At 67.6% G+C, this 21,264-nt stretch carries 21 protein-coding genes; 6 read left to right on the top strand and 15 right to left on the bottom strand.

From position 1 onward, the window contains the following. Window positions 1-33: 33 nt before the first annotated feature. The gene (locus tag DB31_RS22095) at window positions 34-708 is read right to left on the bottom strand and encodes a TapB family protein (RefSeq protein ID WP_044191131.1); all 675 of its coding nucleotides are present in this window, start codon (window positions 706-708) and stop codon (window positions 34-36) included. 317 nt (window positions 709-1,025) lie between these two features. Between DB31_RS22095 and smc the strand changes: the two genes are divergently transcribed. Beyond that, window positions 1,026-4,619: a chromosome segregation protein SMC gene (gene smc, locus DB31_RS22090; RefSeq protein ID WP_044191129.1), complete on the top strand. Its 3,594-nt coding sequence runs from the start codon at window positions 1,026-1,028 to the stop codon at window positions 4,617-4,619. Window positions 4,620-4,730: 111 nt separating this feature from the next. Here the strand turns inward: smc and DB31_RS22085 are convergent, their stop codons facing one another. From DB31_RS22085 to groES, 7 genes are all read right to left on the bottom strand, one after another. Beyond that, window positions 4,731-5,918, bottom strand: a complete 1,188-nt coding sequence (locus tag DB31_RS22085) for a hypothetical protein (protein ID WP_044191127.1) — start codon at window positions 5,916-5,918, stop codon at window positions 4,731-4,733. Between the two features lie 32 nt (window positions 5,919-5,950). Then, entirely contained in the window at window positions 5,951-7,339 is a 1,389-nt protein-coding gene (locus tag DB31_RS22080) for a sigma 54-interacting transcriptional regulator (RefSeq protein ID WP_044191124.1), read from the bottom strand. Window positions 7,340-7,437: 98 nt separating this feature from the next. Next, window positions 7,438-8,436, bottom strand: a complete 999-nt coding sequence (locus DB31_RS22075) for a hypothetical protein (protein ID WP_157232104.1) — start codon at window positions 8,434-8,436, stop codon at window positions 7,438-7,440. Between the two features lie 89 nt (window positions 8,437-8,525). Then, window positions 8,526-8,921, bottom strand: a complete 396-nt coding sequence (locus DB31_RS22070) for a hypothetical protein (protein WP_044191121.1) — start codon at window positions 8,919-8,921, stop codon at window positions 8,526-8,528. An 89-nt stretch (window positions 8,922-9,010) separates the two neighbouring features. Beyond that, on the bottom strand, window positions 9,011-9,268 hold the full coding sequence (gene grxC, locus DB31_RS22065; RefSeq protein ID WP_044191120.1) for a glutaredoxin 3: 258 nt from the start codon (window positions 9,266-9,268) through the stop codon (window positions 9,011-9,013). A gap of 146 nt (window positions 9,269-9,414) precedes the next feature. Next, the gene (groL, locus tag DB31_RS22060; protein WP_044191118.1) at window positions 9,415-11,058 is read right to left on the bottom strand and encodes a chaperonin GroEL; all 1,644 of its coding nucleotides are present in this window, start codon (window positions 11,056-11,058) and stop codon (window positions 9,415-9,417) included. Between the two features lie 45 nt (window positions 11,059-11,103). Further along, entirely contained in the window at window positions 11,104-11,394 is a 291-nt protein-coding gene (gene groES, locus DB31_RS22055) for a co-chaperone GroES (RefSeq protein ID WP_044191117.1), read from the bottom strand. Between the two features lie 389 nt (window positions 11,395-11,783). Here groES and DB31_RS22050 point away from each other — a divergent pair, with 389 nt between their 5' ends. The 3 genes from DB31_RS22050 to DB31_RS22040 are packed head-to-tail and all read left to right on the top strand — an operon-like array spanning window position 11,784 to window position 13,525. Further along, window positions 11,784-12,380, top strand: a complete 597-nt coding sequence (locus DB31_RS22050) for a hypothetical protein (protein ID WP_205628548.1) — start codon at window positions 11,784-11,786, stop codon at window positions 12,378-12,380. Between the two features lie 12 nt (window positions 12,381-12,392). Then, window positions 12,393-13,040 carry a hypothetical protein gene (locus DB31_RS22045; protein WP_044191114.1) on the top strand — a complete coding sequence of 216 codons (648 nt, stop codon included), beginning with the start codon at window positions 12,393-12,395 and terminating at the stop codon, window positions 13,038-13,040. Window positions 13,041-13,078: 38 nt separating this feature from the next. Next, window positions 13,079-13,525: an NUDIX hydrolase gene (locus DB31_RS22040; protein WP_044191112.1), complete on the top strand. Its 447-nt coding sequence runs from the start codon at window positions 13,079-13,081 to the stop codon at window positions 13,523-13,525. A 27-nt stretch (window positions 13,526-13,552) separates the two neighbouring features. Here the strand turns inward: DB31_RS22040 and rpoZ are convergent, their stop codons facing one another. The 7 genes from rpoZ to DB31_RS22005 form a co-directional block, all read right to left on the bottom strand. Beyond that, on the bottom strand, window positions 13,553-13,843 hold the full coding sequence (gene rpoZ, locus DB31_RS22035) for a DNA-directed RNA polymerase subunit omega (protein ID WP_044191110.1): 291 nt from the start codon (window positions 13,841-13,843) through the stop codon (window positions 13,553-13,555). A 140-nt stretch (window positions 13,844-13,983) separates the two neighbouring features. Further along, window positions 13,984-14,433, bottom strand: coding sequence for a CHRD domain-containing protein (locus tag DB31_RS22030; RefSeq protein WP_044191108.1), 450 nt, complete (start codon window positions 14,431-14,433; stop codon window positions 13,984-13,986). 145 nt (window positions 14,434-14,578) lie between these two features. Further along, on the bottom strand, window positions 14,579-15,535 hold the full coding sequence (locus DB31_RS22025; protein ID WP_044191106.1) for a hypothetical protein: 957 nt from the start codon (window positions 15,533-15,535) through the stop codon (window positions 14,579-14,581). Between the two features lie 10 nt (window positions 15,536-15,545). Beyond that, entirely contained in the window at window positions 15,546-17,150 is a 1,605-nt protein-coding gene (locus DB31_RS22020) for a caspase family protein (RefSeq protein ID WP_044191105.1), read from the bottom strand. Continuing rightward, complete coding sequence (locus tag DB31_RS22015; protein WP_044191104.1) at window positions 17,147-17,932, bottom strand: DUF4384 domain-containing protein; 786 nt, start codon at window positions 17,930-17,932, stop codon at window positions 17,147-17,149. Before DB31_RS22015 ends, DB31_RS22020 begins: the two co-directional genes overlap by 4 nt. Further along, window positions 17,929-18,468 (bottom strand): RNA polymerase sigma factor, encoded by a 540-nt coding sequence (locus DB31_RS22010; RefSeq protein ID WP_052420157.1) that lies wholly within the window; start codon window positions 18,466-18,468, stop codon window positions 17,929-17,931. Before DB31_RS22010 ends, DB31_RS22015 begins: the two co-directional genes overlap by 4 nt. 24 nt (window positions 18,469-18,492) lie before the next feature. Beyond that, the gene (locus DB31_RS22005) at window positions 18,493-19,488 is read right to left on the bottom strand and encodes a hypothetical protein (RefSeq protein ID WP_044191103.1); all 996 of its coding nucleotides are present in this window, start codon (window positions 19,486-19,488) and stop codon (window positions 18,493-18,495) included. A 220-nt stretch (window positions 19,489-19,708) separates the two neighbouring features. Between DB31_RS22005 and DB31_RS22000 the strand changes: the two genes are divergently transcribed. Then, entirely contained in the window at window positions 19,709-20,566 is an 858-nt protein-coding gene (locus DB31_RS22000; RefSeq protein WP_044191102.1) for a nucleotidyltransferase, read from the top strand. Beyond that, window positions 20,550-21,254, top strand: coding sequence for a metallophosphoesterase family protein (locus tag DB31_RS21995; RefSeq protein WP_044191100.1), 705 nt, complete (start codon window positions 20,550-20,552; stop codon window positions 21,252-21,254). Before DB31_RS22000 ends, DB31_RS21995 begins: the two co-directional genes overlap by 17 nt. Window positions 21,255-21,264 lie beyond the last annotated feature (10 nt).

The following is a 21,264-nucleotide window of genomic DNA, read 5'->3' as shown; positions in this document are numbered from 1 at the left end:
TCAAGCTACGGCCACAAGGCTTGCGCCAAGGGTTCAGAGCTTCGTGCTTTTCTTCGCCTTGGCCGGGGCCTTCTGCACCGCCACGGGCCGGTCCACCTTGAGCAGCTCCAGGTCCGTGTTGTTGCCCGTGGCCACCTTGATGATGCCCACCCCCGGCGCGAACCAGATGAAGCTCTCGATGGACCGCCCCTGAGCCCCGGCACGGCTGGCCCGCGCCGTTGTCAGGTTCTTCACCTTCAGCGCCTTGAAGGTGCCCGCCCCGACAGTGACTTCCTCCTCCCCGAGGACGGTCGCCTCCTTATCGAACGTGCTGGCGAGCACCATCCCGGCCGGCATCTTCGAGCCCTCCGGCGGCTGCAGCTTCACCGACAGAGAGTTCTTCCAGGACGAGCCAGGGACCATGCGCGCGGCGGGCGGCACGGCCACTCCCTCGGCGGAGACCACCTCCACCTTCATCCCCGAGGCTGACAGCAGCGTCCCCTCCAGGCCGCCAAGCCCCGTGCGTACCCCCTCCGAGGTACAGAAGGCCTCCGTCTCCCCACTCCGGCCCTTCAGATCCACCGCCAGGAGTCCCTTGAGGCCCTCCGAGGTGGACGTCACCCCCCGGGTCGAGATCGTCAACTCCGAGGATCCCGCCCGGTAGGTCAGCTTCAGCCCCTCCTCCAGAGGGAAGAACGGGTTCGGACAGGCCCCCTCCGCTACAGGCATGTCAGACCGGTCGGGTAGACCTGCAGGAGTCGCTCCAACGAGGACCGAGAAGGCGAGAAAGGGCGCGAACGTAGGCTTCCTCCAGAAAGATCACCGGAAAGGTAGGGTGCATCTCTCACTTTTCAACCCCTTACCTGCACGCTCCGCTGATCACCGCCGGTACAGGGCACCTTTCGAAATGTAGGGTCACACGGTGCATGGTCACGCTTGATCTGGCCACCTGTGACTGGTACTTCTGACCACATTCCGGGGCCGATTTTTCGGCCTTGGAGCGATTTCCCACCTCACGCGCACCAAGCCCACAGGAGCCCCACGGGATGCGAATCAAGCGCCTGGACATTACCGGCTTCAAGTCTTTCATGGAGCGCAGCGTCTTCAGCTTCGATGACGGTGTCACCGGCATCGTTGGCCCCAACGGCTGCGGCAAGTCCAACGTGGTGGACGCCATCCGCTGGGCCATGGGCGAGCAAAGCGCCAAGAACCTCCGTGGCCGCGGCATGGAGGACGTCATCTTCAACGGCTCGGAGAACAAGCCGCCGCTCTCCATGGCCGAGGTGTCCCTCACCTTCACCATTGAGGAGGCGGATCAGCTCGCGCCCCAGTATCAGGGCTTCCCGGAGATCACCGTCACCCGGCGCCTGTTCCGCAACGGCGAGTCCGAGTACCTCATCAACAAGACCACCTGCCGCCTGCTCGATATTACGGAGATGCTGCTGGGCACCGGCGTGGGCACCAAGGCCTACTCCATCATCGAGCAGGGCCGCGTGGGCCTCATCGTCTCCAGCAAGCCGGAGGACCGCCGCAGCATCATCGAGGAGGCCGCCGGGATTACGAAGTACAAGACCCGGCGCAAGGCGGCCGAGCGCAAGATGGAGGCCACCGAGGCCAACCTCCTGCGCGTCACGGACATCACCAACGAGCTGGAGAAGCGGCTCGACACGCTGTCCCGGCAGGCGAAGAAGGCCGAGAAGTACAAGAAGCTCAAGTCGCGCATGCGGGAGATTGACCTGCACGCCGCCTCGCACCGCTACCTGGAGCTGCAGTCGGAGAAGAAGGTGCTCCAGCTGCGCCTGGAGAGCCTGAGCTCCGAGGAGCGCGAGAACATCGACCGGGTGCGCGAGCTGGAGGAGGGCATCACCCAGCGCCGCGCCGGGCTGGACGCCGAGGCCGAGGCCCTCCAGAAGCTGGCCAGCGAGGTCCACGCCCTGGAGCGCGCGGTGCAGCGCGATGACCAGGACCTGGCCTACTGGCGCAAGGACCTCGAGGAGACGAGCACCCGCGTCCACCAGGCCGAGGGCGAGCTGAACGCGCTGCTGGCCCGCCAGGCGGAGGTGGCCGACACCATGGCCGCCCGCGAGGCGGAGCTGTCGGGCATCGCCGGGTCGTGGAAGGAGGACGAGGTTGCGATGCAGGTGGCGCAGGAGGAGCTGCGCCGGACCACTCAGCTGCAGACGGAAGTGGGGATGCGGCTGGAGCAGGAGCGGGCCGCCCTGGTGGCCGTGGCGGCGCGTCTGGCCAACCACGAGTCCAACCTGGTGAACCTGGCCCGGCAGCGCACGGACCTGGAGGCCCGCCGCGAGAAGATCCGCGCGGAGGCCGAGACCCTGCGCGCCCAGGAGCAGGAGCTGGAGCGCAGCCGCTCCACGGTGCTGCAGCAGGTGGAGGAGAGCCGCCACAACGCGCTGGAGCTGGCCGAGCGCAAGACGCACGAGGAGGAGGCGCTGGCGCGCACCCGGGCCGAGTTCACCGAGAGCGAGCTCCACGTCATCAGCCTCCGTGAGGAGCTGGCCGACAAGCGCAGCCGCATGGCTTCGCTGGAGGAACTGCAGAAGAACTACGAGGGCTTCGATCGCGGCGTGCGCGCGGTGATGATGCGCGCAGGGCAGCAGTTCCGCGAGCAGGGCATCTTCGGCCTGGTGGCGGACGTGCTCACGGCTCCGCCGCGCTTCGAGCGGGCGGTGGAGGCGGCGCTGGGCGAGCGGCTCCAGCACGTCATCGTCGAGAGCCCGGACAAGGGCTTCGAGCTGGTGGAGTACCTGCGGACGGCCTCGGAGGGCCGGGGCAGCTTCCTGCCGGTGCCGCGCCTCGATGCGGCCGTGGTGGAGCCGGACTTCAGCCGGCCCGGCGTGCTGGGCAGCGCCTACGCCGAGGTGAAGTACGAGGAGGCGCTCCAGCCGGTGGTTCGGCTGCTCCTGGGCGACGTGGTCATCGTCCAGGATCTGGAGTCCGCGCGAGCGTACGCGGCGGCGGGCGGCCCGCAGTGCACGCTCGTCACGCTGGAGGGCGAGGTGGTGCGCGCGGACGGCACGCTCACGGGCGGTGAGCGCGAGGGCGCGGCCGTGGGCGCGCTGCAGAAGAAGCGCGAGATCGCCGAGCTGAGCGCCCAGGTGGCCCAGGTGGAGGAGCGCTACAACGAGATCCTCACCCGGCACTACACGCTCCAGAAGCAGATGGGCCAGGCGGAGAACGTGCTCAAGGGGCTGGCGAAGAACCAGCACGCCGAGGAGCTGAACCTGGCCAACCAGGAGAAGGATCTGCACAAGGCCAGCGAGGACCTGGCCCGGGTGCGCGAGCGGCTCACGGCGGTGGAGGCGGACGAGACGCAGCTGGCGCACTCACACGGGGCGCTGGTGCACGAGGAGGAGAACAGCCGGGGCGAGGTGGCTCACGGGCAGGCGGATCGCGAGGGCCGCGAGGAGCGCGTGCGGCAGCTGTCGGCCGAGCTGGAGTCGCTGAAGCAGCGCTCGGACACGGCGTCCGCGGAGCTGATGGGCCTGCGCATCAAGGTGGCCGCGGGCAGCGAGCGCGGCGAGTCGGCGCGCAAGGAGCTGGAGAGCCTCATCTCCCAGCGCAAGGAGATGGAGGAGCGCATCTACCGCCTCCGGGCGACGGTGGGCGAGGGGACGGCTCGCACGGACGAGCTGACGCGGAAGATCGAGGAGACGGAGGGCGGGCGTGGGAAGCGGTCCGAGGAGCACCGCCAGGCGGCGGAGACGCTCGAGGGCCGCCGTACCGGGCACGCTGCGGCCTCTACCGAGGTGCGTGAGCAGGACACGGTGTTCCGCGAGCTGCGTGGCCGGCTGGACGAGCTGATGCAGGGCTTGTCGCAGATCTCGCTGAAGGAGCGCGAGATTGCGCTGGAACTGGAGCACCTGGGCGCGGGCATCCGCGAGCGGCACCAGGTGGAGCTGGAGCTGGAGCTGCACCGCTACCACCTGCTGGCGCCGCTGGCACCCGAGGTCCAGGAGGAGCTGAAGGAGCTGCGGGCCCAGGTGGAGAAGATGGGGGAGATCAACCTCACGGCCATCGAGGAGCACGCGGAGCTGACCAAGCGCTTCGACTTCCTGGCGAATCAGAAGAAGGACCTGATGGCGACGCTGGAGCATCTCAAGGAGGCCATCTCCCGCATCGACTCCACGAGCCGCGAGCGCTTCAAGCAGACGTTCGACGTGGTGAACGAGAAGTTCCAGGCGGTGTTCCCGCGGCTGTTCGGCGGTGGGCGCGCCAGCCTGGTGCTCACCAACGAGGGCCCGGGCGCCGAGCAGGGCGTGGAAATCGTCGCTCAGCCGCCGGGCAAGAAGCTGCAGAGCGTGAACCTGCTGTCGGGTGGCGAGAAGGCGCTCACGGCCGTGGCGCTCATCTTCGGCATCTTCCTCATCAAGCCGACGCCGTTCTGCCTCCTGGACGAGGTCGACGCGCCGCTGGATGAGGGCAACGTGGGCCGCTACAACGAGATGGTGAAGGAGATGAGCCGCCAGTCGCAGTTCATCCTCATCACCCACAACAAGCGGACCATGGAGGTGGCTGACACGCTGTACGGCGTGACGATGGAGGAGCCCGGCATCTCCAAGCTGGTGAGCGTGAAGATCCGCGAGGCCACCGCGGCCAACGACAACGTCACCGCCGCCTGATTTCCCTCGCTGTGCCACGAAAAAGGCGCGGGCCCCTGAATGGGTCCCGCGCCTTCTCCGTTTCGAGGCCTCCGGCAGCTTGTGGCGGGGGCCTCTTTCACTTCCGAGCGGCTACTTGCGCTCCTTGGGGCAGGCGCCCTCGTCGGCCTGGCGGCGCTGCTTGGCCGTCTCCAGGTCCTTCTGGGTGGCCGTCAGCGCCTCCTGGCTCTTGGCCTCCACCGCGGTCCAGCCCTCGTCCTTGGCCTTCAGCTCCTGCACCAGCGTCACCGTGGCCTGCTCCGCCGCCTGCTGCGCCTCGATGGCGCTGATCCAGCCGTCCGCCGACTTCACCAGCGCCGCGCACTTCTCCTTCAGCTCGGGCACCAGCTTCCAGTCCTTCGACTTCTGGTACTTGGCGACGATGGCGTCATACGCCTCGGCTGCGTTGGCGCGCTGGCCGAAGGCAATCGCCGAGTCCGCCGCGCGCTGACCGCGCACCAGCTCCAGCTGGTAGAAGCGCAGCTCGGGCGGCAGGTTGGCCGCCGGCTCCGTGGCCTGCGCGTGGAAGTGCACGAAGCGGTGCGGGAAGCTCAGCTCGTCCGAGCTCACCTTCGCCGGCAGCGTCAGAATCTTCTGCTTCAGGCAGGCCGCCAGCTGGTCGCCCTCGGTGTTGCCGCTCGGCTCGAACGTCACATCCGCCGCCGTCGGGGAGGCCTTCTTCAGGGTGATCTTCGCCGTCAGCACCGGAGGCGCCTGGGTGGCGAAGGCCGCGTAGCAGTCGCACCACTGTGGCTGGGCCAGGCGCACCTCGCCCGAGAAGTCCGAGCCCTCGTTGACGCCGAAGGAGACCGCCGGGCTGTTGTTCAGCTCGTGGATGAAGGAGGCCTCGGCCTCCACCGGCGTGCCGCCCTTGGCCAGCGGCTGCACCGGCACCGCCTTGTTCACCACGTTCTGCACGCACGCCTGGCCCTCGGGCGTCAGGTTCTCCCCGGTGACGGTGTGGGTGGCGGCCTGGTCGTTCACCGTGGTCTTGATGGTGACCTTGGTGGTGGTGGCGGGGCCGCGGTCCTTCGGGTCCACCAGGCACTCCATCACCTGCGAGCGCGTGGACACGAGCGCGCCCACCAGGATGCCCTGGTTCGGCGGTTGGGGCAGCTCCAGCGCGCGCGGGTGGCATACGGCCACGTCGAACACGGGCTGGTTGGTAATGCGCATGCGCTCCTGCACCGTGGCGGCGGCAGCGGCGGCGGCCTCCTGCTTCTGCTGGCCGGCACAGGCGGCGGTGACGAGGACAGCTCCAATGGCGAGACGGCGCAACATGTGTACTCCCCTCAGTGTGGCGGTGTGTGGGCCTACTTCTCCAGACCCTCGGCGTTCTTCAGGTCCTTGAGACGCAGCCCGTTCTTCTTCAACAAGCGGTAGAGGCTCTGCATGGACAGGCCGGTGCGCTGCTCGGCGGCCTTCATGTCGAAGCCCACTTCCTTCATCACCTCGGCGAAGTAGAAGCGCTCGAAGTCCGCGAGCACCCGATCCTTCGCCTCGTGGTAGTTCATCCCCACCACCAGGGCGCCCACGCTGGTGTGGGGCGCCGCGCTGGCGTCGGGCTTCTGCTGGGGCTGGGCCATGAAGTCCAGCCAGCTCGTGTTGCCCGTCTCCTGCATGAGCGCGCCGCGCTCCAGCACGTTGCGCAGCTCGCGCACGTTGCCCGGCCAGTCGTAGCCCTCGAAGAGCGCCAGCGTCTGCGAGGTGAGCTCGAAGTTGGCCTTGAGTGCCTGCAGCAGCGAGTGCGCCAGCACGGGGATGTCATCGCGCCGGGTGCGCAGGGGCGGCAGCCGCACGCGCGCCACCGCCAGCCGGAAGTACAGGTCCGCGCGGAAGCGGCCCTGGCGCACATCCTCCTCCAGGTTGCGGTGCGTGGAGGCAATCACGCGCACGTTCACCGGCACCGCGCCGCCGTTCAGCGTGGGCACCTCGCGCGTCTCCAGCACGCGCAGCAGCTTGGGCTGGAGCGCCAGCGGCAGCTCGCCCACCTCGTCCAGGAAGAGGGTGCCGCCCTGGGCCGCCTCGAAGACGCCCCGCACGCCCTTCTCCTCGTCATCCGCCGCGCGCATGGAGCCGAACAGCTCCCGCTCCGCCTTCTCCTCGGTGATGAGGTTGCAGTCCACCACCTTGAAGGGCCCGTGCCGCCGCGCCGAGTGCTGGTGCACCGCGCGCGCCGCCAGCTCCTTCCCGGTGCCCGTCTCGCCCTCGATGAGGAGGTTCATGTCCTCGCGGGCGATGCGGCGCAGATCCGAGAACAGGATCCGCATGCGCTCCGAGGCGCCCACCAGCGAGCCGAACGCATCCGCACCCGAGGGGACTTCCACCTCGGTGGTGCGCGTGTCCGGCTTGATGGACAGCTTCGTCTTCCCCAACTGCACCTTGTCGCCGGACTGCAGGACGACCTGGATCACCTGCCGCCCGTCCAGATACGTGCCGTTGCGGCTGCCCAGGTCGCGCAGCAGCAGCCCCTTGGCGGTGCGCTCGATCTCGAGGTGACGGCGGCTGACGGTGGGATCCGTGAGCACCAGATCGCTCGCGGAATCCGAGCCCACCCGGACCAGCGAGTCCTGGGTGGTGATCTTCTTGCCCTTGTCGGGGCCCGCGGAGACCTCGACCGTCCACTCGCGCACCTGGATGCGCACGGGGCGGCCTTCGGTTTCCGTCATGACGGATTGGGTGACTTCGGGCTTGTCGCTCATGGTGCTCGCCTTCGACTCGGGCCGCCCACAGCAGCCCGTCTTGCTCTGGAGGGGCCCTGTTTATGGGCGTTTGGACGTGGGGGGCAAGACAAACAAACTCAGGGCAGGAGAATCTGGAAGGTTCCCCCCGCTGCTCGACGGATCTGAATCTGGGCAGGGGTGGGCGCCAGCCGTGTCCGAGCCAACACCTGGGGGAGGGCGGGCTGGCCATCAACCTGCAGCAAGAGGTCCCCTACGGACAGCTTTCCGCCCTCGGGTGAGGACAGGACGTACAGTCCGGCGGGGAGCCGGGCCAGGCGATCCAGCACGGGTGTTTCCACTCCAGGATTGGCGAAACGCAAGCGCTGCTGGCGGAGTAACTCGGCATCCAGCGGATCCATCGATGCCAGCGCCCCCACGTGGGCCGGGCGCCCCTCGTCTGCATATTCGAAGGCCTGCCAGGGGATGCTCGCCACCGTGGCGGGGGCAGGGGAGGGCGCTCGGGGAGCGTGCAGGTGCTCCTTCAGGGCCTGCAGCGCCTGCCGGGTGAGCTTCTCCATGAGGACGGTGAGCTCGGGCGCCGGATCCGCGCCGTCATCCGTGCGCTCGGCGAAGGGATCTGCTTGGACTTCGCCGGAGATCTCCAGCACCCGGCGCTGAGTCGAGGGGTGCAGCACCTCCACGTGGCCCAGGTACGTCGTCTCCTCCACGGTGCTCTGGCCCATGGGGCGGCCCTTGTCGTCGAGCAGCTCGCGCTGCCCCGATTGGACGCGGCGCTCCGCCCAGGAACGAAGCACCAAGGCCTGCTCGGGGCGGACGCTGTAGGGCACCAGCAGGGGCACGGCGGTGCTGGCCGCCCAGGCGTTGTTGTCGTCCGGACGGTAGACCTTGAACTCGGAGGGGCCGAAGAAGAGGGCCCTCTCACCAGCCTCGGCAAGGGCCACGTCGATGAGCCGCTGGGACAGCTCGAAGGAGCGATACGCGCGCTCCGGCCACCGGAACTGGAAGGGGTAGACCATCACCGCGGAGGCGGACAGCTCCGCGGGCACATCACGCTGAATCTTGTACCCCGAGCTGCACGCAGCACCCGTGAGGGCCAGCAGCAGGAGGGCACCCACGAGAAGCGGTCCGGCACGGTTCACGGCCGGTGAGTCAAGACCATCGGCCTCGCGGAATCCAGCAGGACTCCGCGGGCCGAGCCCTCGGGCTAGTACTTCGCGGGCGAGTCACTGGCGGGGAAGGACTCCTTGGACTGCTCGTCCACGATGTCGTCCTTCGCGTTGCCGCCGGACCTCACGTTGGCGTTGGTGACGTCCCTCATCTCGCGCGTCTCGCGCTTGGCACCGGCGGCCTTCTTGCCGGCTCCGACGCCGGCGCGGGCATGGGTCATCCGGCCGCTGAGCAGGTTCTTGGCGCGCTCGGAGAAGTTGCGCTGCTCGTCCTGCCAATCCTTGAAGAACTGCACGAGTTCCTGATCGCCTGCCTCCTGGGCGTCTTGGATGTACTGCTCCGCCGTCGAGGCACCCTTGAGCAGGTGGTACAGCGCGCTGATCAGGTTGTAGTGCTCGTCACGGGTCCCCGTCTGTCGCTCTTCACCGGCCATGTGCTTCCTCCTGGGTAGGTTTTTGTCCTTCCCAGGAAGCTATTCACGCCCGGAGACGTGCCGAGGGGGTTGACTGCCTGTCTGCTTGCTCAGCCTTGGAGCATCGGGTCCAGGCGGCCGTTGCGGTCCAACTCTGCCAAGTCGGAGTAGCCGCCCACGTGGGTGTCGCCGATGAAGATCTGCGGCACCGTGCGCTGGCCGCCGCTCATCTCCACGAGCTGGGTGCGCATGTCGTCGTTGCCGGTGACGTCCACTTCCTCGTAATTCACGCCCTTGCGCTTGAGCAGGTCCTTCGCCCGGACGCAGTAGCCACAGTAGTTGGTGGTGTAGATCTTCACCGGCTTCACGGCAGTCCTCCTGTTCGTCTTCCAGCAAAGCTAAGAGGCAGGGCAGCGGCGCGCCACCTTCCCCGAAAAAGCAGACGGCCCCCGGCTCCACGAAGGAACCGGAGGCCGTGCCCACCAGGCGCGCGAGGCGCCAGGCGAGGGGGCGACTACATGCCCATGCCGCCCATGCCGCCCATGCCGCCCATACCGCCGCCGGCCGGGGCCTTGTCCTCATCCGCCTTCGGGCGCTCGGCCACCATGGCCTCGGTGGTGAGCATGAGCGAGGACACGGAGGCCGCGTTCTGCAGCGCCGTGCGGCTCACCTTGGCCGGGTCGATCACGCCCGCGGCCAGCAGGTCCTCGTAGACGCCGGTCGCGGCGTTGAAGCCGAACGAGCCAGTGCCCTCCTTGACCTTGTTCACCACCACGCTGCCCTCCAGGCCGCCGTTGCCGACGATCTGGCGCAGGGGCTCCTCAATGGCGCGGCGGATGATGTCCACGCCGAACTTCTCGCCCTCTTCCACCTTGAGGGTGTCCAGCGCCTTGGAGCAGCGGATCAGCGCCACGCCGCCGCCGGGCACCACGCCCTCCTCGACGGCCGCGCGGGTGGCGTTCAGCGCGTCCTCCACGCGAGCCTTCTTCTCCTTCATCTCGGTCTCGGTGGCCGCGCCCACGTTGATCACCGCCACGCCGCCCACGAGCTTCGCCAGGCGCTCCTGGAGCTTCTCGCGGTCGTAGTCGCTGGTGGTCTCCTCGATCTGGGCGCGGATCTGCTTCACGCGCGCCTCGATGTCCTTCTGCGCACCGGCGCCGTCGACGATCGTGGTGTTGTCCTTGTCGATCGTGATGCGCTTGGCGCGGCCGAGGTCGGCCAGCGTCAGGGTGTCCAGCTTGATGCCGAGGTCCTCGGCGATCATCCGGCCGCCCGTCAGGGTGGCGATGTCCTCGAGCATGGCCTTGCGGCGGTCACCGAAGCCCGGCGCCTTCACGGCCGCCACGCTCAGCACGCCGCGGATCTTGTTCACCACCAGGGTGGCCAGGGCCTCGCCCTCCACTTCCTCGGCGATGATCAGCAGCGGCTTCCCGCCACGAGCCACCTGCTCCAGGATGGGCAGCAGGTCCTTCATCGACGAGACCTTCTTCTCGTTGATGAGGATGTAGGGGTCGTTCAGGACGACCTCCATCCGGTCCGGATCCGTCACGAAGTACGGGGAGAGGTAGCCGCGGTCGAACTGCATGCCCTCGACCACGTCCAGGGTGGTGTCCAGGCCCTTGGCCTCCTCCACCGTGATGACGCCCTCCTTGCCGACCTTCTCCATCGCGTCCGCGATGATCTGGCCGATGTTGGTGTCACCGTTGGCGGAGATGGTGCCGACCTGGGCGATCTCCTTCTTGTCCTTGGTCGGCTTGGCCAGCTTCTTCAGCTCGGCCACGATGGTCGCCACGGCCTTGTCGATGCCGCGCTTGATGTCCATCGGGTTGTGACCGGCGGCCACCAGCTTCGCGCCCTCGCGGAAGATGGCCTGCGCCAGCACGGTGGCAGTGGTGGTGCCGTCGCCGGCCACGTCAGAGGTCTTCGAGGCGACCTCCTTCACCATCTGCGCGCCCATGTTCTCGAACTTGTTCTCGAGCTCGATCTCCTTGGCGACGGTCACGCCGTCCTTGGTGATCGTGGGCGAGCCGAAGCTCTTCTCGATGACGACATTGCGGCCCTTGGGGCCCAGGGTGACCTTGACCGCGTCGGCCAGGATGTTCACGCCGCGGAGAATCGCTTCACGCGCGCGTACGTCGAAAATGATGTCCTTCGCCATTGTTGTGTTCCTCTGGAGGAAAGGGGTGGGGTGAGGTGCAGGGGATTACTTCTCGATCACACCCAGCACGTCCTCCTCACGGAGGATGAGGTGATCCTCACCGTCGATCTTGATCTCGGTGCCCGCGTACTTGCTGAAGAGGATGGTGTCGCCGGCCTTGATGTCCATCGGGCGGATCTTGCCGTCCTCGAGCACCTTGCCGTTGCCGACAGCAACTACCTTACCCTCGAGCGGCTTCTCCTTGGCCGTATCGGGGATGAACAGACCTCCCTTGGTCTTGTTCTCCTCAGCCACGCGCTTGATGATGAGGCGGTCCTGCAGGGGGCGAATCTTCATGGTCAGTCTCCTTGCTAGCGAGTAGGCGCCCGGGAGGGCCGTGCGCCTGGGGTGATAGGGGCCTGAGGGCCCGGGGGCTTTAGCACTCGCTACTGCCGAGTGCTAAGGCTCAAGCGCGCCGGATAATAACCAGGGAAGTCACCTCGTCAAGCGACCCCGACGCGAGTCCTTGTGCTTCGTTAACCAGCCGTCCTGACTGCCTTTTTTCAGCAGGCCACCGCTCGGAGCCGCCTCGGCCGCGCGCCGGTCACACCTGCGGGAATTGGCACTCTCCCAGGGAGAGTGCCAGCGTAAGTGTCTGAAAAGACTGGGGTCTCTTTTGCGGGCAAAAACGTCCGCTGCTACCCTTTTGGGGTAGCTCCCGTCACTGGGAGACGGAGGTGATGTCGATGAGTGAACTGGTGACTGGTTCTTCTTTGAAGGAGTTCTTCAAGTCGATACTGGGCGAAGTCATTCGCCGTCAGCGCGTAGTCATCGCGGAGATGACGGAGTTCTACCTCGTCAACCTGCTCTCCGAGTTTGCGGCCAGTGACAAGCTGTTCAGCCAGGAGCAGGAGGGGCGCAAGGACCACGAGCCGCTGGCGGTGATGTACCACCGGGCGCTGCAGCAAGATCGCGAAGAGCGCATCCGGACGCTGAGGCGTCTGGGGGACGTCTCGCTCTACAAGGCCGGGTTCTTCGCGGGCGCCCTGCAGAGCAGCGTGGTGGGGCCGGACTACTACATCCAGATGGGCGGGACGGCATACGGGCAGGTGGCCGATCTGTCTCCCGGCGCGGGGTTCGCGGACGTGTACCGCGAGCTGTGCTCCAAGTTCCGGGCCCTGGTGGACGTGCTGGAGGAGATCTCCGCGCGCGGCATGGTGCAGGGCGGGCCCACGGGCACTCTGAAGGTGTACGAGACGTGGGTGCGCACCGGCAGCAACAAGCTGGAGCGGGTGCTGGTGGACGCGGGGATGCTGACGCCCAAAGGGAATCTGCCCAACTAGCCGGGAGCACGCATGATCGGTCGGATCCAGGAGCACCTGGAGGCCATCTACGGCATCACCTGCGAGGCGCGGGCAGAGACCTTCGTGGTGGACCGGGAGGCCGCCGTGCAGCTGGGATCCACCGGGCGCGCGGAGGAGGAGCTGCTGGTCGCCGGAGGGGCTGGGGAGGAGGAACTGGAGCTGGCCCTCTACCTGGCGCCCTCGCTGCTGGATCGGCTCAAGCCCTACGAGGCGGGCCCCGTGGGCCACATCCTCGATGGCGATCTCGATGGGTACTGCCAGCTGGCCGAGGGTGTCTCTCACTTCCTCTATGTGGCGCATACGGCAGCCCACGGGCGGGCTCTGTCGCTGCTGGAACTGGAGGCCCAGGCCGAGGTGGACAAGTTCGCCGTCTGCCTGCTGCACCGCTGGGGCGAGGGTGTGAAGGCCTGGTCCGAGGAGCTGCGGCGGCGCCTGTTCGAGCGCGTCTCCTACCGGCCCCGGCTGTCCACCCAGGAGCGCTGGCGGTACGAGGAGGCCAACCGGCTGTCCCGCTCGTTCTGCACCCGGCTGATGGGGCATGTGGCCGGACGGCGGCTGGATAGGCTGCTGTCCGACCTTCGGTACGCCTACCGGCTCGGTGCGGAGGCGAAGCTGCGGCACTTCTCCAGCGGGATGTAGGCCACGGGCGGTTCACTTCGGGGTAGGGTGCTCCCCGTATGCCGCGCGAGGCGTCCGCCGGAGGAATAGTCATCCGCGAGAATGCGGGGAGCTGGGAGGTGGCGGTGATCCGCCCCCACGGCCGCTCCCTGTGGGCGCTGCCCAAGGGACACGTGGATCCCGGCGAGACGCCCGAGCAGACCGCCACCCGCGAGGTGCGCGAGGAGACGGGCCTCACGGCCAGTCTCCTCTCGTCACTGGGGGAGATCCGCTACGTCTACCAGTTCCGCGGACAGCGCATCTTCAAGCGCGTCCACTTCTTCCTCTTCCGCTACCTGTCCGGGGAGCTGGGAGTGCTGCCGCCGGGGCCGCGTGTGGAGGTGGACGAGGCGCGGTGGGTACCGCTGGTACAGCTCGTCCCGATGCTGGGCTACAAGGGGGAGAAGTCCATCGCCGCGCGCGCGGTGAAGCTGCTGCGCGCGGGAGACTCGATTCCCCCCAAGTGAGTCAAGGGCTCCCAGAGGGAGCCGGGCTCAGACAGAGGGGGGCAGCGTCGGCGCGGCCGGAGGAGCGGCCGGAGCGGCAGCGGCCTTGGCCTCGTCCGCGGAGTACTTGCCGGACAGCGCCTCGCGCACGTCGCGGTCGAACTTCACGCGGCCAGTGGCCACCTCCCGGAGGGAGAGCACGGGGGGCTTGTTCTTGGAGATCTCGATGATGGGGCGGGCGCCGGCCATGAGCTGGCGGGCGCGCTTGGCGCCGAGCAGCACCAGGGCGAAGCGGTTGTCGACGAGGGGGAGGCAGTCTTCGACGGTGATACGGGCCATGGCGATCCTTCAGGCTTCTCTTGAGGAAGGACCGGAACCTAAAGAGCAGGCAAGGCCGAGTCAAGGAAGGACAACGGGGTGGGGCAGGCGAGCAAGCGGCAGCCCGGCCTGCCCCAGAGGGGCCAGGAGGCCCCCTTCCGCTACTCCTTCTTGATCAGCTGGCCGCGGATCTCGCCGTTCGCGTTCGCGGCGGTGTGGATGTTGATGTAGTACTTGCCGGCCTCGAAGTCGGCCACCTGGGCTTCGGTCAGCTCAATGGCCCCGCAAGAACCGGCGTTCTTGTCCGTGGTGATGGAGCCGCTGGCGGCGGCCGGCACGGTCAGGTTGCAGAAGACGCCCGCGGTGCTGCTCGCATCGGCCGGGCCGTGGATGTGGGCCGCCGTGGCGTTGCCGCTGAGGTCCTTGAAGCTGCCAGTCACCTCGATCTTCTTGCCGTCCACCGTGACGTCCGTGCTGCCGCTGCCGGTGGTGGTCACCGCGCTGGGCTTCTCCGCCGCGCCCGACAGCACTGCGGTCAGCTCGGTGCCGCCACCGCACGCCACGAGAGAGAGGGCCGCCACACACGCGATGAAAAGACGATTCGCCTTCATTGTGTAACCTCCAGAGGTTGTCCCAGCGCCAACTAGGGGTGCCATAGGCAAGGGCATGGAGCGCGGGGGCTGCCTGCCTAACAAGCGCCTCTGACAACAGCCAACCTTTTCTCAGACAACAGTGCCGCTCCGCGTCAATTTCCACTCAATTGTCAAAGGCTGAAAGGTTCGGACAATCGCTGGCTTTGCCAATCCCGAAGAACTCCCAGCTCCTCTTGGCGAAGGTGATGTGGTTCTGGGCGTCCCAGCATTCTTTGTAGCTGGCGCCCATGAGGTCCCCGCGAAGGATGACGAAGGTGGCCACACCGCCACTGTTTGACGTCCAACGACTGGTGATCTCCACGTCCTCGAGCAGATTGCCCGGCACGGCGTCCGTTTCCTTCAGCAGGAAGCGCATCTCCCCCAGGCCACCGGTCAGCTCGCGGTAGGTGTAGCGAACCTGCTGGGAGCTCAGGGGCGGCACAGGCTGCGAGGTGAAGCTCATCTCCACGAGCGTGGGGAGCGCTTTGTTCTGGTAGTCGATGTCCAGCCGCTTGAGGGTCCGCAGCTCGCCCACGTTGAGGCCATGGGCCAGCGCGACATCGATGAGCAGGTGCAACTTGCCCTCGCCCACGCGGATGCCCGCGTCCGCCTTGAAAGAGCCCTCCAGGAAGGTCCACCAGGCGTCCTCAGCGGAGGCCGATGAGGGCTTGTAGTCGAGGTGGTACTCGAAGAAATCTCCCGCGCGATCCATCACGAAGCGCACGTCGTTGCCTGGATGGGCGTCGTCCCTCCACGGGCCCCAGGTACGCCGGTCTGGCTCGCGCGTGGTGGGTGGCACGGTGCGGATGTTCTCCAGCAGGCTCAGCAGCCCATCCACCGAGGCGTTGAAGTCCGTGGAGGCCTTCCGTGTGTCCACGTAGAGCTGGGAGACGTCTCCCAGCGCGAGCTGATCCCGGCGCTGCGCCAGGCCTCCGCCGATCGTGCTCGCGCTGCTCTCGGGCAGCTTGCTGGCGAGCGCTTCGCGCGAGGGCAGGGCGTTGAGATACTCGAGGTCCTCGTTGGAGAAGTTGCCGCCGCACGCGGCCAGGAGACAGAGGAGTGCGGGCCAGAGGTTTCGCATCGCGCGCTCCTTAGAGCTCATAGGTCACCAGGGCCGACAGCTCCCAGTAGCCCAGGGAGCTGTTGCTGTTCTCGGTGCCTTCTTCGTGGACGTTATAGGTGAGGTAGTGCAGCCGGCCGCGCCCGGTGAGGTGCAGACTGCGCAGCAGCCGATAGCGCAGGCCCGCCACCAGTCCGGGAGAGAACGTCGCGTAGAACTGATCCGGGAACACCCCGCCGTCGAACTTGCGGCCCATATAAAGGTACGCGAGCCGCGCGCCCGCGAAGGGAGCCAGGTCTCCCACGTGCCACTCGGCGGTCAGGGAGGTGCCCAGGTTGAGCACCGAGTAGCGGTAGCTCGCGCCCGACAGGTTCTCCAGGCTCAGCTTCGCGGCGCGGCCTCCCAGCGCCACGTCGAAGCCCCACACCCAGTCCTCGCGGAAGTAGTTGTGGAGGTTCACCTCGCCGCCCACCAGGGGCACGGAGAGGAACAGGGACTCGCGGATGTCCCGATCGAAGAAGGAGTGGTAGCCGCCCGTCAGCCCCACGGTCCAGAAGGAGCCCCGTCCGCGGCCTCCCTTCACCGGATCGTCCGAGAAGGGCGCATCGCGAAACCGGAACTCCTCCAGCACGGTCTCCTGTCCGCGACGGACCTCCACCTCGCCGATGCGCAGCCGATCCTCCAGGCGGCGCTTCACCCGGTACGTGCCCGGCGCGAGCGCCACCCGCCGCTCTGTCTCTGGCGCCTTCTCCAGCTCCGCCACCACCAGTCCGCTCGGATTCACGAAGTAATAGGCCCCTCCTGGCGCCGAGCGAGGCACCACCAGCCCCTCGGAGGTGCGCAGGTTCGTGAGCACCAGGTCCCCGTTGCCCGCGAGGTCGTAGCTGAACGTGGGGTGCTGCGGCCCCGCGCTGCTGCCCGCCGTGTCCGCCACCGTCCGATCGTACGCGTGCGAGTACGCCTCGAAGAGCGTCACCTGCCCGTCGCCAGAGCGATCCGCATCTCCCAGGAGCCCGCTCGTCAGGTGGTGGGAGAAGTAGCTGCCGCCGATCACATCTGACTCCTGCGAGTCCTCGTCCGCTGAGCTGGAGGTGAGGATCACCAGGCCCCGTGCGTCCCGCGTAGCCCCGGAGTCGATCTCGAAGGCGGGCGCGCGCCGGGCACCCTTGGTCCGCGTCAGTGCGCCCGAGCGGCACGAGTCCAGGATGGCGATGCGGATGTCCGCCGGAGCGTCCGCCAGCCGCTTCTTGAACGTGTCGAAGGGCAGCCGTGTGTCTCCCAGCCGCAGCGCGCCGTCCTTCGCGTGGCCCGAGTAGTAGACGAGCAGCGCGGTGCGCTCGCCCCGGGTCCGGGCTGCCTGGATGCGGGCCTCCAGGTTCGCCAGCGCGGAGAGCACGTCCTGGGCGTCGTCGTTCAACAGCAGCCGCGAGTCCGAGGGGGAGACTCCGCCCAGCCGCGACAGGAGCCCGTGCATCTTGCGCGCGTCCTCTCGGGCGTAGCTCAGGGGCCGGGTGTCCGAGCCGCCCTCGTCATTGCCGATGATGAGGGCAAAGCGGCGCAGCGGCTCCGCCTGCGCGGCGGTGGCCAGCAGCAACCCCAGGGTAAGGGCGCCCAGCTGTCGCCTCGAGCACCTCATGGCTTGAGCAGCATCCAGTGCGTCTGGTCGCCGTCCACGCTCAGTGGAGGCAGCTTCGCCACGTCCCTCCCCACCGCCTCGAAGGCCTCGCGCGCCGCCGCGGTGGCATCTTCCACCTTCACCGGAGCGTCGCTTAGCAGCACCACCACGCGCTCGGCGCCCGAGCCGGTGAACTCGATGCTGTCCGGCAGCCAGTGCGTGCCCGCTCCCGGCTTCACTGGCAGGCTCTCGCCCGTCTCGGGGTAGAGCGGCGTCACCTCACCGGCCGAGTCAATCGACAGCGCCAGCACGTACCGGCGCGTGTCTGGCGTGTAGCCAATCCGCACGCGCTCGCCCGGGGCCAGCGGCTCGGGAGTGTTCGTCCGAGCCATCCGCTGCGTGCCCTCGCCGCCACCGATGCGCAGCTCCGCCACCGCGCCGCCCTTCGTCCGCACCCCGGACCCCGTGCTCGTCGCCAGCAGGGGCCGCACCGCCACCACCAGCAGCACCGTGGCTGCCAGGGCCACCACCGGCCCCATCCACCGCTGAGCCGAGCCCCGGCGGGCCAACTCCTCCTTCCGGGACTTCTCCTCCGCCCGCTTCACTCCCTCCTCGAAGCGCTCGAAGGGGGTGGCGGCTTCGAACTGGCGCTGGGCCTCCTCGGCCGCGCGGAGCACGGCGCCGCACTGCTCGCACTCGGCGGCGTGGGTTCGGGCCCGGGTTGCCTCTGGGGTTGGCAGCTCGCCAGCGTGCAGGCGGCGCAGCGTCCACTCGGAGGGGTGCTCTGAAAGGTGCGCGCTCATCGGACCCTCAACTCTTCTCCGCCCAGCTCGGCGAAACTCTCCAGCCGCTTGCGCACCGTGGGCACTGAGCGCCCCAACGCCGCGGCCACTTCCTCCAGCGTCATCCCGTCCACGTGGTAGTGGATGACCGCTGCCTGCGTCTCCACATCCACCCGCGACAGCAACCTCCGCACCAGGTCCCGCGTCTCCATGCTCTGGGGGCCCCCGTGCCCCTCTGGCTTCGCCGCCTCTTCCCGCTGGAACCAGCTGCGCCAGCCCGCACGCTCCGATCGGATCTGGTTCAGGCAGTGGTTCGTGGCGATCTTCATCAACCATGTCAGCGGCGAGGCCTCGGAGCGGAACCCGTCCGAGTGAGTGAGGGCGCGGGCGAACACGTCGTGCATCGCGTCCTCGGCCTTCGATGCGTCCTTCAACAGGTAGCGGCAGCGCCCGAGGACGCTGCCGCCATACTTCGTGTACAGCTCTTGGAGAAACGCCCGCCGGTCCTCGGTAGGACCACCCTGGATGACTCTCAGGACCGGCTGGCTCGTTCCCATGGCGCGCGCAGTCTAATGCGCGGATTACAGAGAAGAGTAGAGCGCCACCGAGAAGCTGCCGCAGGCGGACACGTCCCCGTACACGGGCGCGGTCACCCAGCTCGCAATCAGGAACTGGCTGGCGAAGTTGGCGTCCCAGCACTCGCTGGCCGTGGCCGAGGCGATCAGGTAGTCGCCGCCGGAGATCTTCACGTCCGCCCGGCCGGCGCCCGTCTGAGCCCAGCGGCTCTTGATGGTCAGGTGCTCGATCTTCGAGCGGGCCGGCTCCGTGTCGAAGTTCTTGTCCAGGCCGAACTCGAACTCGCCACCAGCGCCCGGCGTCTCCTTGTAGCGGTAGTCGGCGTTCACGCGGGTGCCGGGCCGCTCGTCATCCTCGACGTTGCGGAAGTCGGCCTCCACCGTGGCCTGTGCCTTGGCGTCCGGCCTCGAGTAGCGGATGGCGGCGGTACCCAGCTCATCGCCGTGCTCGGGGAGCGTCTGCGCCGCGTCCCAGTCCAGCTGGATGTTGCCGGAGCCGTAGTTGCGCAGGCGGTTGCCCAGCTCGTCCGTGGCAATGGTGTGCGAGCCGGAGATGATCGTCTTGAACTCCGTGTCCGCCGCCGTCTTCGCCTTGCCCTCGACCTTGTAGCTGTAGGCGTTCTCGGCCGTCTTGGTGACGGTGACCTTGAAGGTGTTGGGGCTCAGCGCGTCCGTGTACGGGCCCCACACCGCGACGTCGCCCTCGATGCTGGTGGGCGTGTGCTTCGTCACCTCCTCGATGAGGTTGAGTACGAACGCGGTGCCGAGGTTCACGCTCACTGTGGCGCCGCGGGTCAGCTTGTAGAAGTCGCTCGTCTGGCCCTTGTCGAACGCGAACACCGCGCCGCCCTCGGCCTCGAGCTTCTGGCCCGCGCTGGTGCCCGGCTCCTTCACGGTCACCATCTCCTTGGAGGGCAGGCCGTCGCGGAACTCGTCCTCCTGGGTGTTGCCACAACCGACAATCGCGAGCGAGGCGCACAGCATCAGGGTCTTGCGGAACATGGGGTCTTCCTTTCGAGTGAGGCCCTCGGCGGGGCCGTGCAGCGTGTTTGCGTCCCCATGGACACAGCCCCCTCGAAAAACAGAAAGCGGCCTTTTCTGGCCGATTTTCTGGGAGGAAATCCCCAGCAAAACCGATGAGTTGGAGGCTGCTCGGCTGCTCACCGGGCTTCCGCGCCGTCTGGTACGACGGGGAAATTTCCCCGTCCCTAGCTTATGCCCTATGGAAAAGAGACACCCGAACCACCCCGGAGAGCTGGGTGTGGATGCCATGCTGGCGGAGCGCGACAGGGCCCCGGACGAGATCAACGCCAGGGCCAGGGCTGTCGGGCTGCTCCTGGATGCGGGCGTGCCGTTCGTCGTTGGCGGAGCCTACGCCTACGCCACGTACACGGGCATCTACCGCGACACGAAGGACCTGGACCTCTTCCCTCGCAAACGCGATGCGGGCCGGGCGCTCGAGGTGCTGGAACTGGACGGCTGGCGCACCGAACGCACGGACGAGGTGTGGCTCTACAAGGCCTTCAAGGGCGAGTACTTCGTCGACTTCATCTTCAGCTCCGGCAACGGGGTGGCGGTGGTGGACGACGAGTGGTTCGAGCACGCCCCTACCTCCACGGTGTTCGGCCACCGCTGCCTGGTGGCGCCCGCCGAGGAGATGATCTGGTCCAAGGCCTTCGTCAACGAGCGCGAGCGCTATGACGGATCGGACGTGAACCACCTCATCCTCAAGGCCGGGCGGAAGATGGACTGGGAGCGGCTCATGCGCCGCTTCGACCGGTACTGGGAGGTGCTGTTCAGCCACCTGATGATGTTCCGGTACGCCTACCCGTCCGAGCGCGACACCATCCCGGACTGGGTGATGGCGGAGCTGATGGCGCGCACGCTGGACACGGTGCGCGATGGCAACTGGGAGGAGCGCATCTGCCGGGGCAACCTGATCTCGCGGGTGAACTACCACGTGGACATCCACCACTGGGGATTCCGCGACGGGCGGCAGTGGGACGAACACGAGCGAAAGGACGGAGGAGAGCGTGGCACGCGATCCCAACTCGAAGATTCGGTTGGCAGCAGTCGGTGATCTTCACTGCCGGGAAGACCACCACGGCCGCTTCCGGCTCCTCGTGAAGCAGGTGAACGCCTCGGCGGACATGCTCGTGCTGTGCGGCGATCTGACGGATCGCGGCATGGTGGAGGAGGGCAAGGTCCTGGCCGAGGAGCTCTCTGCGCTGCGAGTCCCGTGCGCCGCCGTGCTGGGCAACCACGACTACGAGCACGGCCAGGTGAAGGAGATCTGCGCCGAGCTGGCCAAGGTGGGGATCCACATCCTGGATGGGGACCACTTCATCTTCGAGAAGGTGCTCGGAGTGGCGGGGGTGAAGGGGTTCGGCGGCGGCTTCGGCAACGCCACGCTGCAGGCGTTCGGCGAGGGGCAGACCAAGTCCTTCGTGCAGGAGGCGGTGTCCGAGTCGCTCAAGCTGGAAGCGGCGCTGAGCCACCTCGACACGCCGAAGAAGGTGGTCATCATGCACTACTCGCCCATTCCGGAGACGCTGGAGGGGGAGAACATCGAGATCCGGCCTTTCCTCGGGACGAGCCGGCTCGCCATGCCGATTGACCACTACCGGGCGGAGGCGGTGTTCCATGGCCACGCGCATCACGGGACGCGCGAGGGGAAGACGCGCGCGGGCATCCCCGTCTACAACGTGGCCATGCCGCTGATGGCCAAGCACACGCCGGATCAACGGTTCGCGCTGCTGGAGATCTGAGGCGCGGGAG

It is taken from the genome of Hyalangium minutum (genome assembly GCF_000737315.1).
Lineage (GTDB): Bacteria > Myxococcota > Myxococcia > Myxococcales > Myxococcaceae > Hyalangium > Hyalangium minutum.
Note: the sequence above shows the minus strand (reverse complement) of the source record. Positions and strands in the feature narration are given on the sequence as shown.